This is a genomic window from Roseateles sp. P5_E1, assembly GCF_054049335.1.
The window spans coordinates 41,180-55,078 of record NZ_JBFUMN010000035.1 but is presented as its reverse complement, the minus strand read 5'-3'; the positions used below and the strand labels follow the sequence as shown (position 1 = coordinate 55,078).

9 protein-coding genes are annotated in these 13,899 nt (G+C 69.0%); 8 read left to right on the top strand and 1 reads right to left on the bottom strand.

Features of this window, described 5'->3' with window-relative positions; translation table 11 throughout:
* From ACXJKJ_RS21600 to ACXJKJ_RS21580, 5 genes are all read left to right on the top strand, one after another.
* Positions 1 to 1,694: FlgK family flagellar hook-associated protein (locus ACXJKJ_RS21600; protein ID WP_457392285.1), on the top strand; the 1,694-nt coding region annotated here is incomplete at its 5' end.
* Positions 1,695 to 1,697: 3 nt separating this feature from the next.
* Complete coding sequence (gene flgL / locus ACXJKJ_RS21595; protein WP_457354237.1) at positions 1,698 to 2,981, top strand: flagellar hook-associated protein FlgL; 1,284 nt, start codon at positions 1,698 to 1,700, stop codon at positions 2,979 to 2,981.
* A 157-nt stretch (positions 2,982 to 3,138) separates the two neighbouring features.
* On the top strand, positions 3,139 to 4,323 hold the full coding sequence (locus ACXJKJ_RS21590) for an EAL and HDOD domain-containing protein (RefSeq protein WP_457392282.1): 1,185 nt from the start codon (positions 3,139 to 3,141) through the stop codon (positions 4,321 to 4,323).
* 41 nt (positions 4,324 to 4,364) lie between these two features.
* Entirely contained in the window at positions 4,365 to 6,842 is a 2,478-nt protein-coding gene (locus ACXJKJ_RS21585; RefSeq protein WP_457354239.1) for a sensor histidine kinase, read from the top strand.
* A 9-nt stretch (positions 6,843 to 6,851) separates the two neighbouring features.
* A complete protein-coding gene (locus tag ACXJKJ_RS21580) occupies positions 6,852 to 7,481 on the top strand; it encodes a response regulator (protein ID WP_056199180.1) in 630 nt (209 codons plus the stop codon).
* A gap of 134 nt (positions 7,482 to 7,615) precedes the next feature.
* Here ACXJKJ_RS21580 and ACXJKJ_RS21575 read toward each other — a convergent pair whose 3' ends face one another.
* Positions 7,616 to 8,953, bottom strand: a complete 1,338-nt coding sequence (locus tag ACXJKJ_RS21575; RefSeq protein WP_157281726.1) for a sensor histidine kinase — start codon at positions 8,951 to 8,953, stop codon at positions 7,616 to 7,618.
* Positions 8,954 to 9,126: 173 nt separating this feature from the next.
* Between ACXJKJ_RS21575 and ACXJKJ_RS21570 the strand changes: the two genes are divergently transcribed.
* The 3 genes from ACXJKJ_RS21570 (at position 9,127) to ACXJKJ_RS21560 (ending at position 13,779) form a co-directional block, all read left to right on the top strand.
* Positions 9,127 to 9,495 (top strand): Hpt domain-containing protein, encoded by a 369-nt coding sequence (locus tag ACXJKJ_RS21570; protein ID WP_056199185.1) that lies wholly within the window; start codon positions 9,127 to 9,129, stop codon positions 9,493 to 9,495.
* A 7-nt stretch (positions 9,496 to 9,502) separates the two neighbouring features.
* Positions 9,503 to 11,725, top strand: a complete 2,223-nt coding sequence (locus tag ACXJKJ_RS21565; protein WP_457392280.1) for a putative bifunctional diguanylate cyclase/phosphodiesterase — start codon at positions 9,503 to 9,505, stop codon at positions 11,723 to 11,725.
* A 176-nt stretch (positions 11,726 to 11,901) separates the two neighbouring features.
* Positions 11,902 to 13,779, top strand: coding sequence for a GGDEF domain-containing protein (locus ACXJKJ_RS21560; protein WP_457392278.1), 1,878 nt, complete (start codon positions 11,902 to 11,904; stop codon positions 13,777 to 13,779).
* Positions 13,780 to 13,899 lie beyond the last annotated feature (120 nt).

Genomic DNA, 13,899 nt, shown 5'->3' with positions numbered 1-13,899 from the left:
AGATCTTCCCGCCCGGCACCGAGGGCCTGGGCTATGCCGCCAGCCAGTTCCTGAACGCCATGGTCGACGTGACCAGCCGCCCCAACGACCCCTCGGCGCGCCAGGTCGCCCTGGGCCGGGCCAACGAGCTGGCCGTGCGCTTCTCCAACGCCGGCCAGCAGGTCACCGATCTGCAGGCCGGCGTCGTCAGCGACCTCAAGGCCAACGTCGTCGTCGTCAATCAGCTCGCGCAGCAGATCGCCAACATCAACGACCAGATTTCCAAGACCCGCGGCAGCGGCCACACACCCAACGACCTGATGGACCAGCGCGAACGGCTGATCTCGCAGCTCGGTGAGCATGTGGCGGTGACGACACTGGCCGCCGACGACGACACCGTCGGCGTCTTCATCGGCGGCGGCCAGCGCCTTGTGCTCGGCAACCAGGCCTCGTCGCTGCAGGTCTCGGCCGACGCCTACGACCCGCTGCGCGCCGTGGTGTCCCTGAACGAAGGCGGCCAGAGCCGGCCGCTGGACGAAAGCGTGCTGACCGGCGGCTCGATGACCGCGCTGCTGAGCTTCCAGAACAAGGATCTGCAGGACGCCAAGAACCTGCTGGGCCAGCTCGCAGCCGCCATCGGCACGCGCGTCAACGACCAGAACGCCCTCGGCCTGGACCTGTCCAACCCGCCCGGCAAGGGTGCCGCCATCTTCAGCGTCGCCGTACCCAACGTGCTGCCAGCGGCCAGCAACCAGCGCAACCCCGGCGGCGGCTTCACCAACGGCGTCGCGGCCAGCATCGTCGACGCCAGCCAGCTGCAGGCCAGCAGCTACAAACTGAGCTCCAGCACGTCCGGCAGCTATGAGCTGACGCGCCTGTCCGACGGGCTGGTGCGCACCGTCAACGACGGCGACACCATCGATGGCTTCAAGATCGTCTTCACCCCTGCAGCGCCGGCCGCAGGTGAGAGCTTCCTCATCGAGCCCGTGGGTTCCGCCGCCGTCAACATGAAGCGCGTGCTGGACGCCCCCACGGGCATCGCCGCCGCGTCGCCGCTGACCGCTTCCACGAACGTCAACAACACCGGCACCCTCAGCGTCGACAGCATCTACGCGGTCAACCAGAACTTCGACCCGACCACGGCGCCCATGACCCTGCAGTTCGGTGCGCCCGATCCGGCCAACGCCAACAATGTGCAGTACACGCTGACGTTGGCCAACGGCAGCGTGCTCAGCGGCATCTGGAGCTCGGGCCAGCCCATCGGCAACCAACCCGCCGCCGGCATCGACCTCGGCTTCGAGCTGCGCACCAACGGCGTGCCGCGCAGCGGCGACAAGATCGCCATCGACCCGACGACCTACACCGCCACGAACAACGGCAACGCCAAGGCCTTCCTCAACATCCAGAGCGAAACCTTCGTCGGCCGCCAGGTGCTGGCTGGCGGCGGCTTCACGCCGGGTTCGACCATCAACGACACCTATGCCGCGGCGATGAGCGACATCGGCGCGCGCGTGCAGAGCGCCAACTACCTGTCCGACGTGTCCACCAGCGTCGCCGGCGATGCCGAGACCAGCCGCGCCGGCCAGGCCGGCGTCAACCTCGACGAGGAAGCCTCGCGGCTGATGCAGTTCCAGCAGGGCTACCAGGCCGCCGCCAAGGTGCTGCAGACAGCCCAGACCCTGTTCGACGAACTGATGCGAATTGCGCAGAGGTAATCCATGAGACTCGCTACCGCCAACCTCTTCGACGCGTCCATCGCCAATCTGCAACGCCGGCAGAACGCGATGCAGACCCAGCAAGAGCAGCTGACCTCGGGCAAGCGCATCGCCCTGGCCAGCGACGACCCCACCGGCGCTGCGCGCGCCGAGCGGGCTCTGGCCTCCATCGGCCGCGTCGAGGCCAACCAGCGTGCACTGGAGGCCAGCCGCAACAGCATGACCCTGGGCGAATCGGCCCTGGGCGACGCCAACGAGCTGCTGCAGCAGGCCCGTGAAACCATGGTTTCGGCTGGCAATGCCAGCTATTCCGACGCCGAACGCCAGGGGCTGGCCACCAAGCTCAAGGGCATCCGCGACCAGTTGCTGGCCATCGCCAACCGGCCCGACGGCTCCGGCGGCTACATCTTCTCCGGCCAGGGCGCCTCCACCCCACCCTTCCTGGATCAAGCCGGCGGCGTCAGCTACATCGGCGTGCCCGGCAACATCCAGACCGGCAACCTCGACAACTTCCAGCTGACCATCGATGGCCGCGCCTCCTGGGAGCAGGCGGGCAGTGGCAATGGCTCCTTCGAGACGGCGCCGCGCACGCTGACCACCGACCCCACGACCGGCAAGTCCGTCGTGCAGTTGATCGACCCCGCCACCGGCGGCCCGCTGGTCAATGGCATCACCGGCAACGTGGCTTCGGGATGGATCGACAGCGGCCGCACCATCGACCCCAAGCTGCTGACCGGCCATAACTACCGTGTCGACATCGCCGGGGCCACGCCCTCGCAAACCTACACGCTGACCGACACCGACCTCGGCAGCGTCGTCTCCAGCGGCAGCTTCAAGCCGGGCCAGGCCATCACGGGCGACGGCATGGCCTTCACCGTTTCAGGCACGCCGGTCGACGGCGACGCCTTCGCCATCGCCGGCTCCAAAAACGGCCTCAAGGTCTTCGACGTCATCGACAAGGCCATCGCCGACCTCAACACCACGCAGCGCACTCCCACGCAGGTGACCCAGGCCAACACCACCAGCATCCGCGACATCGACGCCGTCATGGGCAATATGCAGAGCATGCGCAGCCAGGTGGGCGAACGGCTGAACAACCTCGACGGCACCGAAAGCCGCCTGGCCGCCTTGAAGCAGTACAGCGCCGAGGAAAAGAGCGCAGCCGAGGATCTGGACATGGTGCAAGGCATTTCCGACTTCCAGAACCAGCAGACCGGCTACGAAACGGCGCTCAAGACCTATGCCATGGTCCAGCGCATGACGCTGTTCCAGTACATCCAGGGCTAGGCACGCCCCGCTGCACATGATTTCAGGACGGCGCCGCGCCGTCGGCTGCCATCTCTGGTGTGGCGCCACCGGGAATGAATTCGGTCACGAATCGTCCCGGTAGGGCGGCGGCGCTCGTGGCAGACTGCCGCATTCACCGCCAGCCCAGCGCCGCGCCATGTCCGACAACTCTCCCGCCGCTCTCGATCGCGCAATCCTGCCCGGTGTTGCCCTGGGCTATGCCCCCGTCATCGACCGCCAGCGCAACATCGCCGGCACACGGTTGACGCTGGTGCCGCTTCGCGCCGATGCCAGGACCGATCACGCCGAGCTGCTGGCCGCGCTGGCCGCGACCTGGCCCCAGGGCGGCGCCGTCATCAGCGCCCAGGGCGAAGCCCTGCTGGCCGCCCTGCTGGCCCAGCCGCCGGCCGAGCCGACCCAGATCGAGGTGCCGGCCTTCATCGCCGCTGATGCCGCGCACGGCGACGCCATCGCCGCGTTGAAGGCGGCTGGCCACAGGGGCCTGCTCAAGGGCCTGCCCAATGCACCGCTGCCGGCCGCCGTCGGCGCCGCCTTCAGGCAGGTGGTGCTGGAGCCCGGCCAGGCCGCGCCGGCCGGCGTTGCCGTCGTGCATGCCGGCGTGCGTGGCGCCGACGCTATCGACGCCAGCTTCAAGGCCGGCGCCGAAATCGTCATCGGCTGGCCCATGGACGGCCCTTACGAAGCGACCGCCGGCGCCGCCAAGACTGAGATCGCGGCCGACCTGCAGGTCATCATGGAGCTCATTTCACGCGTCGACGAAGGCGAGGACGTCGAGCGCCTGGAGCAGACCTTGAAGCGCGACCCCAGCCTGGCCTTCAAGCTGCTGCGCTACATGAACTCGGCCGCCTTCGGCCTGCCGGTCGAGGTGTCGAGCTTCCGTCACGCCATCATGCTGCTCGGCTATGCGCGCCTGAAACGCTGGCTGGCCCTGCTGCTGACGACGGCCAGCAAGGACCACAGCATGCGCCCCATCATGTTCGGCGCCGTGCGCCGCGGCCTGCTGATGGAGGAATTTGCCGCCAGCATCGAAGACCGCGAGCAGCGCGACGAGATGTTCATCTGTGGCCTGTTCTCGCTGCTGGACCACATGCTCAAGGCGCCGTTCGAGAAGCTGCTGCAAAGCATTCCCGTGCCCGAGCGTGTGCGCCAGGCCCTGGTGGACGACAGCGGCCCCTTCCACCCCTATCTGGAGCTGGTGCGCGCCATCGAATCCGAGAGCGTGTTCGACTACCGCGAACGCGCTGACGCGCTGATGCTCGGCGCCGGCGAGATCAACGCCTGCGTGCTGCGGGCCTTGCACAAGGCCACCCAGCTCGAATGAGCAAGGCGCCATTGCGGATCATCGGCTCGCCAGGCTGAGCCATGTTCGGCCCGCCCGCCTCCACTGCCCTGCTCGACCTCGTCGGCGACCCGGTGCTGACGCTACGGGCGGATCTGTCCGCACTGCGCGCCAATCCAGCGGCGCGCGAATGGCTGGGCGCCGACGCCGCCGAGGGCTGGCGGCTGCTTCGCCATGCCGCCGGAGCGCGGCTGGAAAGCTGGCTGCGCGAGGCCGCCCATGCCATCGACGCCGGTCGCGCGCCGCCACTTGCGCCACCGCTCAAGCTCGCCGACGGCCAGCGCGCCACGCTGCACCTGCTGCGCGAACGACCCAACTGGGTGCTGCATGCGCGCCTCAGCGCAGCCGACCCTGGCGAGCCACCGCTGGCCGAATGGCTGGCCCTGCTGCCCCTGCCGGCCCTGCTGGCCGATGCCGCCAGCGGCACGCTGCTGCGCCACAACGCCGCTTTTGCCGGCCTCTACGCCGGCGCCCCCCGCCACCTGAACGACCTGCCCGATCTGCTGCAGGCCCTGCTGGGTTGGCACCGCGGCACGCCGCTGCCGGCACTGACGGCGCAGCGCCCGCAGGACGGGCCGCTGATCACCGAGGCCGAGTACATCGACCCGCAGGGCCAGCACCGCTGGCTGCAGGCGCGGCTGCGCCTGTGGCGCCATGCCGGCCGCGCCCTGCTGCTGGCCGTGCTGGAAGACCACAGCACGCTGCATGAGCGCGACCTTGCCCACCAGCAGCTCGACGCGCTGATGGACACCGCCGCGGTGGGCCTGGCCACCTTCCAGCCCGAAGCCGGCTGGCTCAAGGCCCACCGCAAAGGCTCGCCCTTCAAGACCGGCAGCAAACAGCCAGGTGGCACGACAGGTACGGCCGGCTCGCTGCAGGGCATCAGCCGCGAGATCGTCGAGCCCGCCTCCCTGCCCGAATTCGAACGCCTGCAGCGTGCGCTGAAAAAGGGCGACGCCGTCGAGGTGCGCTATGCCGTGCGCCACCCCGAGCTCGGCCGGCGTTGGCTGCTGACCCGCGTCGCGCCTGGCCTGCTGGCTGGCGGGCGGCGCTCCACCTCGGTCGTCACGCTCGACGTGACGGCCCAGGCCCAGGCCGAGAACGCGCTGCTGCTGCGTGCCGAGAGCGAACGCGCCGTGCTGGACTCCGTGCTGGTCGGCATCGTCACCGTCGGGCCTGACGGCATCGAGTGGATGAACCGCTCCGCGCGCCGCATGTTCGGCTGCGAACTCGAGGACGTGCAGGGCCAGCCCATGGGCGTGCTGGCGCCGGAGGATGACGAGCACGCCTTTCACACGGAGCCCGGCGCCGATGTGTTCGAGTGCCGGCTGCGCGGCCGCGACGGGCGCGAGTTCTGGGTCATCGGCAATGCGGTGCAGACGCAGCGAGAGGATGGCCCCGGCAAAGTCACTCAGCAGCTGACCTATGCCCTGCTGGACATCGACCGCCGCCGCCAGGCCGAGGCCCAGAGCCGGCTGGCCCAGGCATCGCTGGCCCGCATCATCGAAGGTGCGCCACTGGCCATCACGCTGCATGAGGCGCAGAGCCTGCGCATCGTCAAGCTCAACCACGCCGCCGCCACGCTCGCCGGCAGGCCCGAGGCCGCGATGCTGGGCGGCACGCCGGCGCAGCTCTTCGGCGACGAGCAGGGGGCGCAGGTGGTCGCCGACATGCGCGAGGCCCTGGAATCCCAGACCGTCGTCCAGCGGGAATACCACGTGCCGGCCGGCAACTCGACGCGCATCTGGGACGCGCGGCTGCTGCACCTGGCCGGTGTCGGCGGCGACGACACGCCCGAACTGCTGCTGCTCGTGGCCAGCGACGTCACCGAGCAGCGCGCCGCCGAGCAGGCCAGGCTGCAGGCCGCCATCTCGCAGCGCGAGCTGTTGGTGCGCGAGGTGCACCACCGCATCAAGAACAACCTGCAGGGCGTGGCCGGCCTGCTGCAGCAGATCGCCGTGCGCCGCCCCGAGGTGGCCGGGGTGCTGAAGGAGGCCGTGGGCCAGGTGCAGGCCATCGCCCAGGTCTATGGCCTGCAGGTCGGCGCCTCCGGGCCGCTGGTGCTCAAGCGGGTGTTCGACGCCATCGTCGGCTCGGTGCAGCGCATGCAGGGCCGCGTCATCACCACGGCCGCCGAGGGCGGCGCGCTGATGGAGGACTGGTGCCTGCCCGAGGCCGAGGCCATCCCGATCGCGCTCAGCCTCAACGAGCTGCTCGGCAATGCGCTGCGGCACAGCAACGGCGCCCAGGTGCGCTGCCAGCTCATCTGCGACATGGCCGGCATCACCGTCGAGATCGCCAACCCCGGCCGCCTGCCCGAAGGCTTTGCGCTGCAGAACGTCAAGAGCGGCGTGTCGGGCCTGGGCCTGGTGCGCGCCCTGCTGCCGCGGCGCAGCGCCATCCTGAGCCTGGAACAGCAAGGCGACGATGTCGTCTGCCGGCTGGAACTGATTCCACCGAGCGTGGTTCACAATCCGGCCATAAAACCAAGTTCTGGATAGAGGGGCACGGTGAGCAAGGGCAAGATCCTGGTCGTCGATGACGACCGTCTGGTACTGGCGACGCTGAGCTATGGGCTCACGCAGGCCGGCTTCGAGGTCATCGACGCCGACAACGGCGACGATGCCATCCTGCTCGCCCGCGAGCACCGGCCCGAACTGGCCCTGCTGGACATCCGCATGGAAGGCCTGACCGGCTTCGATGTGGCCGCCTATCTGCGCGAATTCCTGCAGACACCCTTCATGTTCCTGTCCGCCTTCACCGACGAGGCGACAGTGGCGAAGGTCAAGGAGCTGGGCGCCGTTGCCTACCTCGTCAAGCCGCTGGACATCTCGCAAATCGTGCCCGCCGTCGAGGCCGCTTTTGCACGTTCAACCACGCGTTCGACGCCCCCCGTCGCCACCTCAGCCCCGGCGGCACCGGCCGCCATGGCCCAGGCTTTCGAGGCCCCCTCGGAATTGCCGTCCATGGACGTGACGGCCCTGGCCGTCGGCGTGTTGATGCACCGCTATTCCCTGCCACGCGACGAGGCGCTCGCCCGCCTGATGAGCCTGGCCTCCGCCGATGGCCACAGCCTGCCCGAGCAGGCACGGCGTGTCGTGGATGCGCTGGAGCTGCTGGCGCGCCCGGGCCAGAAGTGAGCCCCTCGTCCAAGGAATACCTTGGCCGGTCCCCCAGGGGGACGGCGATGCTTGCCGGATCGACCGGCAAGCACATCGCCTAAGGCGGGCCGGCTAGGGAGCGGCCCGGCGCTCGGCCCGCAAAGCAATGGGCGTCAGCCCAAAGTGAAATAAAAACGCGAGCCCTCGCCCACGGCGGATTCGGCCCAGATGTCGCCACCATGGCGGCGAACGATGCGCCGCACCAGGGCCAGGCCGACACCGGTGCCCTGGAAGTCGCTGGCGCTGTGCAGGCGCTGGAAGACGCCGAACAGGCGCTCGGCAAAGCGCATGTCGAAGCCGGCACCGTTGTCCGACACGACGAAGACGCGCCGCCCGCCCTGCTGCACGCTGCCAAAGCCGATCTGCGTGCACTCGACCTTGCCGCTGTACTTCCAGGCGTTGCCCAGCAGGTTCTCCAGCACCATGCGCAGCAGCGTCGGGTCGCCCTGCACCGTCAGGCCCGGTTCGATGTCCAGCACCAGCTCGCGCTGCGGCGCCCCGCGCTTGATCTCTTCCATCACATAGCCGGCCTGTTGCGACAGGTTGACAGGCTGGCACGCCAGTGGCCGCGTCGACAGCTGGGAGAGCGACAGCAGCGCGTCGATCATGCTGTTCATGCGCGCGGCAGCGCTCATGACGCGGTCGAGGTGGTCATTGCCGACGCGATCCAGCCGCGCGCCGTAGTCTTCCTTGAGGATGCGCGCAAAGCCCTCGACGACGCGCAGCGGCGCACGCAGATCGTGGGAGACCGTGTAGCTGAAGGACTCGTGTTCGGCGGCCAGGTCGGCGGCATGCGCCGGCTGTGGCGCTGGCGTCGCCTCGGCGGGCTCGTCGGGGCGGGCCGTGCCCAGGTAACCAGCGAAATGGCCGTGCGAGTCGATACAGGGCAGGCCGCGCAGCCGCCAGGCGGTGCTGCCATCGGCAGCGGCGAGCTGCAAGTCGACAAAGGGCTGGTGGGCACCGAGGCGCTCGCGCAATTGGGCGGCCGGCTCGGCAACCTCGAAGCGCTCCCACAGCTGCTGGGTGCTGGCGCCCGCACCCACCCAGCTCGATGACGGCGCGCCCTGCGGCGCCTGCCAGCGCACCAGGCGGTGCTCGGCATCGGTGGCCCATTGCCAGTCACGCTGCAGCTGGGCCTGCATCAGCAGCTGCTGGCGCACTTCGCGCAGGGGCTCGGCCAGGCGCTGGCGCGTCAGCCGCACGCCGGCATGCCAGCCCAACGCAGCCGCAACCAGCAGCAGGACGCCGGTGAAGAATGCCGTCAGCACCAGGGCCGCGTGCACGAGGCCAACCTCGCCGCCCCAGACCCGCATCAACGCCAGCACCACCAGGCCGCCCAGTACCAGCATCAAGATGGAGACCGTGGCCAGGGTCAGCATCAGCAGCCGCATCGGCAGTCGTCGCTCCTGGCGGCGCGAGATGAGCGCGCTGTCGTCGCTGAGGCTGTTCATGCGCTTCATTGTAGGCAGCGCTTCCCCAGCAACAGGGCCTGGGCATGCCCGGCGTCGCCCGATGTCAATAACCACAGCGCAGCCGGCCGAAAGTGTGCATTCCTTCGCGTTTGGCCCCCCTCCCACCCGAGATACATTTAGGCGTGCCGAGTCCCTGACCCGCAGACCAGTCCATGACCGCCTCACAGCCCGCAGCCCTGCTCGATCCCGAGGCGATTCGTCGCCTGCGGGAACTCGACCCGAGCGGCGGCAACAAGCTGCTGGAACGCGTCGTGGCGGCGTTCTCCAACTCACTGGACCGTTTGCTGCCCGACCTCGCCCGCGCCCGTGAAGGCGCTACACCTGACCTCGCCGTCGTGCGCCATGTCAGCCACACGCTGAAATCCTCGTCGGCGAGCCTGGGCGCCATGGCACTGTCTGCGCGCTGCGCCGACATCGAAACCATGGTGCGCGATGGCCGCGTGGACGGCCTTTCCGAGCAGTTGGACGCTATGCTCCAAGACATCCAACAGGTACGCGCGGCGTTGGCCGCGCTGCTCTAAGAGAAGCATGCTGCCTACCGGTCAAGCCCTCGACGACCTCCCGCCGCGCCCGCGCGTGCTGCTGGTGGACGATGACGAGGTCAATCTGCTGTTGACCGCCGCCGCGCTGCGCGAGCGCGGCTTTGAAGTCACCGAAGCGCCCAGTGGCAGCGAGGCCCTGGGCCTGCTGTCCACGCGCACGCCCGACGTCGTCGTGCTGGACGCGCTGATGCCCGAGCTCGACGGCTTCGAAACCTGCTCGCTGCTGCGCGCCACACCCGGCTTCGAATCCCTGCCCGTGCTGATGCTGACCGGCCTGGACGATGAAGCCTCCATCAACCGCGCCTACCAGGCCGGCGCGACCGACTTCTTCGTCAAGTCGCCGCAATGGAGCCTGCTCGACGGCCGGCTGCGCTATCTGCTGCGCAGCTCGCGCACCCGGCTTGAGCTGGAGCGCAGCAAGGCCAAGCTGGCGCGCGCCCAGGATCTGGCCCGCATGGGCAGCTTCGAATGGTGGCGCGACACGGCCGCCAGCTTCGCCATTTCCGCCGAGGGCCTGCGCGTCTTCGGCCGCGGCCCACAGGACCGGCTGGACTTCATCGGCGTCATGCGCATGGTGCCGGCGGACGACCGCCATGTCTTCCTGCGCCTGCTGCGCGACGTCATCGCCCACACCTCGGTGCTGGTCACCGACCTGCCACTGACCCTGCCCGATGGCCGCCAGCGCGTCGTCCACATCGAGGCCGAGCCCGAATTCAATGAACAGGGCGGTGTCAACGGCTACACCGGCATCCTGCAGGACGTGACCGACCGTCGCCAGGCCGAGGACCGCATCCGCCAGCTCGCCCATTTCGACGCGCTGACCGGCCTGCCGAATCGTCGCCAGCTGATCTACCGTGTCGAGCGCGCGATCGAGAGCGCGCGCCGCGGCGGCCACGAGGTTGGCCTGCTGCTGATCGACCTGGACCGCTTCAAGGTCATCAACSACACCCTGGGCCACGCCGCCGGCGACGAGCTCCTCGTCGAGGTCGGCCGTCGCCTGCGCAGCTGCGTGCGCCATTCCGACCAGATTCTGGAAGGCGTGCTCGACGGCCTGGGCAACCGCAGCCACCGCGGCCTGGAGGCCGTGGGCCGCCTGGGCGGTGACGAGTTTGTCGCCCTGCTGCCCGAGGTGGCCGACGAACGCGATGCCGAACGGGTCGCCCAGCGCGTGCTGGACGCCCTGCGCGAGCCCATCTTCGTCGGCGGCCAGGAATGCTTCGTCACGGCCAGCGTCGGCATTGCGCTGTACCCGCGCGACGGCCAGACCATGGCCGACCTGCTGCGCAATTCCGACGTGGCCATGTACGCGGTCAAGAGCCAGGGCCGCAATGCCTCGGCCGTCTATTCGCCGCAGCTGGCCGGCCACGGCAAGCAGAAGCTGGAACTGGAAAGCGCCCTGCACAAGGCGCTGGAGCGCAACGAGATCGTGCTGCACTACCAGCCCAAGATCGACGTGCGCGCCGCCCGCATGGTGGGCGCCGAGGCGCTGATGCGCTGGCAGCGTGGCAATGTGCTGGTGCCGCCGGCCGATTTCATCCCGCTGGCCGAAGAGACTGGCCTCATCGTGCCGCTGTCCGAATGGGCCCTGAAGGAAGCGGCCCGCCAGGCCAAGCTGTGGTCGCTGCAGTTCGGCTTCAGCGACTCCATCGCCGTCAACCTGCCCAGCCGGCTGTTCGAGCGTACCGATCTCGTCGAGCACATCCACCAATGCGTCAGCGCCTATGGCGTGCCGCACCGGTCGATCCAGCTCGAGATCACCGAGAACAACCTGATGAAGGACCTGCAGAACGTCATCCCGTCTCTGCATCGCCTCAACGAGGTGGGCGTGGAGATCTCCATCGACGACTTCGGCACCGGCTATTCGTCCCTCGCCTACCTGACGACGCTGCCGATCTCGGAAGTGAAGATCGACCGCACCTTCGTGCGCGACCTCGGCATCACGCCGCAAAGCTCGGCCGTCGTCACGGCCATCATTGCGTTGGCGCGGGCCCTGGGCTTGCGCGTCATTGCCGAGGGTGTCGAGACGCTGCGCCAGATGGAAGTGCTGCACCGCCTGGGCTGCTCGCTGATGCAAGGCTTCCTGTTCAGCAAGGCGCTGCCGCCCGATGAGCTGGAGCGCTGGATCGCCCAGACCGTGCTGCCGCGCAAGGCGCCCTGGATCACGCAGGCCGACGGCAGTACCGACGCCACATCTCGCGGGCAGCGTTAAAGAAATGACGCCCCTCGTCCAAGGTGTACCTTGGCCGGTCCCCCAGGGGGACGGCGATGCTTGCCGGCTCGACCGGCAAGCACATCGCCAACGCGGGCCGGCTAGGGAGCGGCCCGGCGCTCGGCCCGGATGTTTCATGTGCCGCATATGCGGCATTTGCCGGATGGAAAGCTGACATGCGCTCTCAGTTACCGCCGGCCCAACTGGCCAAGGCCGCGCTGCAGCGCCTCGCCCAGGCCAGGCTGGAACCCACACCCGAGAACTACGCCCGCGCCTACGCCATCGAAAGCGGTGGCGAGCCGGCGCAGGCCGCCAGTGGCGCCACCAGCGCCGTCTCCGAGCGCCTCCAGCAGCTGATGTCCAAGCTGATCAGCCTGGCCCTGCCCTCGGGCAGCACGCGCCAGGAGCTGCAGACCGCCTTGCGTGAACAAAAGCTCGACGAACTGCAACGCCAGGTCGACAAGCTGCTCGACGTGGCCGGCCCCGCGGCCCAGGCCGAGGCCCTGGCCCTGGCCATCGAGCGCCTGGTGCGCGGCCTGGAGCGCGGCGGCAAGCACTGGACGCTGGCGCGCAAGAAGGACGGCGTCAACCGTGTGCTGGAGCTGGGCCGCAACGACAGCGGCAAGCTCGTCAAGCGCCTGGGCCAACTGGTGGCAAGCTGGGACAAGGACGGCGACGGCAGCGGCGTGGAGACGGATGAGGACGGCGGCACACCCAGCCAGTTCTTCTCCGAGAGCACATTTGCCGAGACGGGCTTTGGCGAAACGTCCCGTTTTCGCGAGAGCACCGGCTTTGGTGAACTCAGCCGCACCGGCCTGCGCGACACGCCGCCGCCGGTTGTTGACACCAGCCCCCACTGGGCCGACGTCAGCAGCGAACTGAACGGCACGGTGCGCCATGCGCTGCGCTCGCCGCAGACCGAGGCGACGCCTGCCGACGCCTTGATGCGCGAGCTCGACGCCGCCCAGGCCGAATTGAAGTCCCATGGCGCCAGCCCCGACCGCGCCACGCAGATGGCCGCGCTGTGCCTGCGCGCCCGGCATCTGCTGGACCACCGCCGCCATCTCTTTGATGAACTCGGCGGCCTGTGCCGCGAGCTGAGCGGCAGCCTCGTCGATCTGGCCGAGGACGATTCCTGGGCCCGAGGCCAGGCCGAGGCGATGAGCAACGCACTCGCCCAAGGCCTGTCGGGCCGCGGCGTGCGCACCGTGTCCGAACTGCTGTCGGGCACACGCGAGCGCCAGCGCGCGCTGCGCGAGGAACGCTCCAAGGCGCGAGACTCATTGAAGGGCCTCATCCAGCGCATGCTGGCCGAACTCGGCGAGCTGGGCCAACACACCGACCGCTTCCAGACCAGCGTCGGCCGCTATGCCGAGGCCATCGAGCAGGCCGATTCGCTGGAAAGCCTGACCGGCACCGTGCGCGAGATGGTCGAGGAGAGCCGCAGCGTGCAGAGCCTGGTGTCCCAGACTCAAGCGCGCCTGACCCTCGAGCACGACCGCGCGGCCGCGCTGAACCAGCGCGTCGACGAGCTGGAGGGCGAGCTGCGCCGCCTGTCCAACGAAGTCCACACCGACCAGCTCACGCAAGTTGCCAACCGCCGCGGCCTCATCCAGGCCTTCGGCATCGAGCAGGCCAAGGCCGAGCGGGAGTCAACTCGCGTGGCCCTGGCTTTGCTGGACATCGACAACTTCAAGAAGCTCAACGACAGCCTCGGCCACCACGCCGGCGACATCGCGCTGAAGTCGCTGGCCGAGCGCACCCAGGCCTCGCTGCGCCCTGGCGACATGGTGGCGCGCTATGGTGGCGAAGAGTTCGTGCTGATGCTGCCCAACACGCCGCTGGACGAGGCCCAGCAGGTGCTCGTGCGGCTGCAGCGCTCGTTGTCCAGTGCGCTGTTCAACCACGAGGGCAAGGACGTCTTCGTGACCTTCTCGGCCGGCGTCACGCTCTACCGCCCCGGCGAGACGCTGGAAGCCGCGCTGGACCGCGCCGACGTGGCCCTGTACGAGGCCAAGCACACCGGCAAGAACCGGGCGTGTATCGCGGAGTGATTTGCACGGGCGCGTCCCAAAGCAGGCTGCACGCCAACTTTGACGCGGTTCCCCTGGGGTGAACGGAAAGTTGCAATTGGCACTCCGGCCGGGAGCGGGCTCGCCGGCATGATGCGCGCG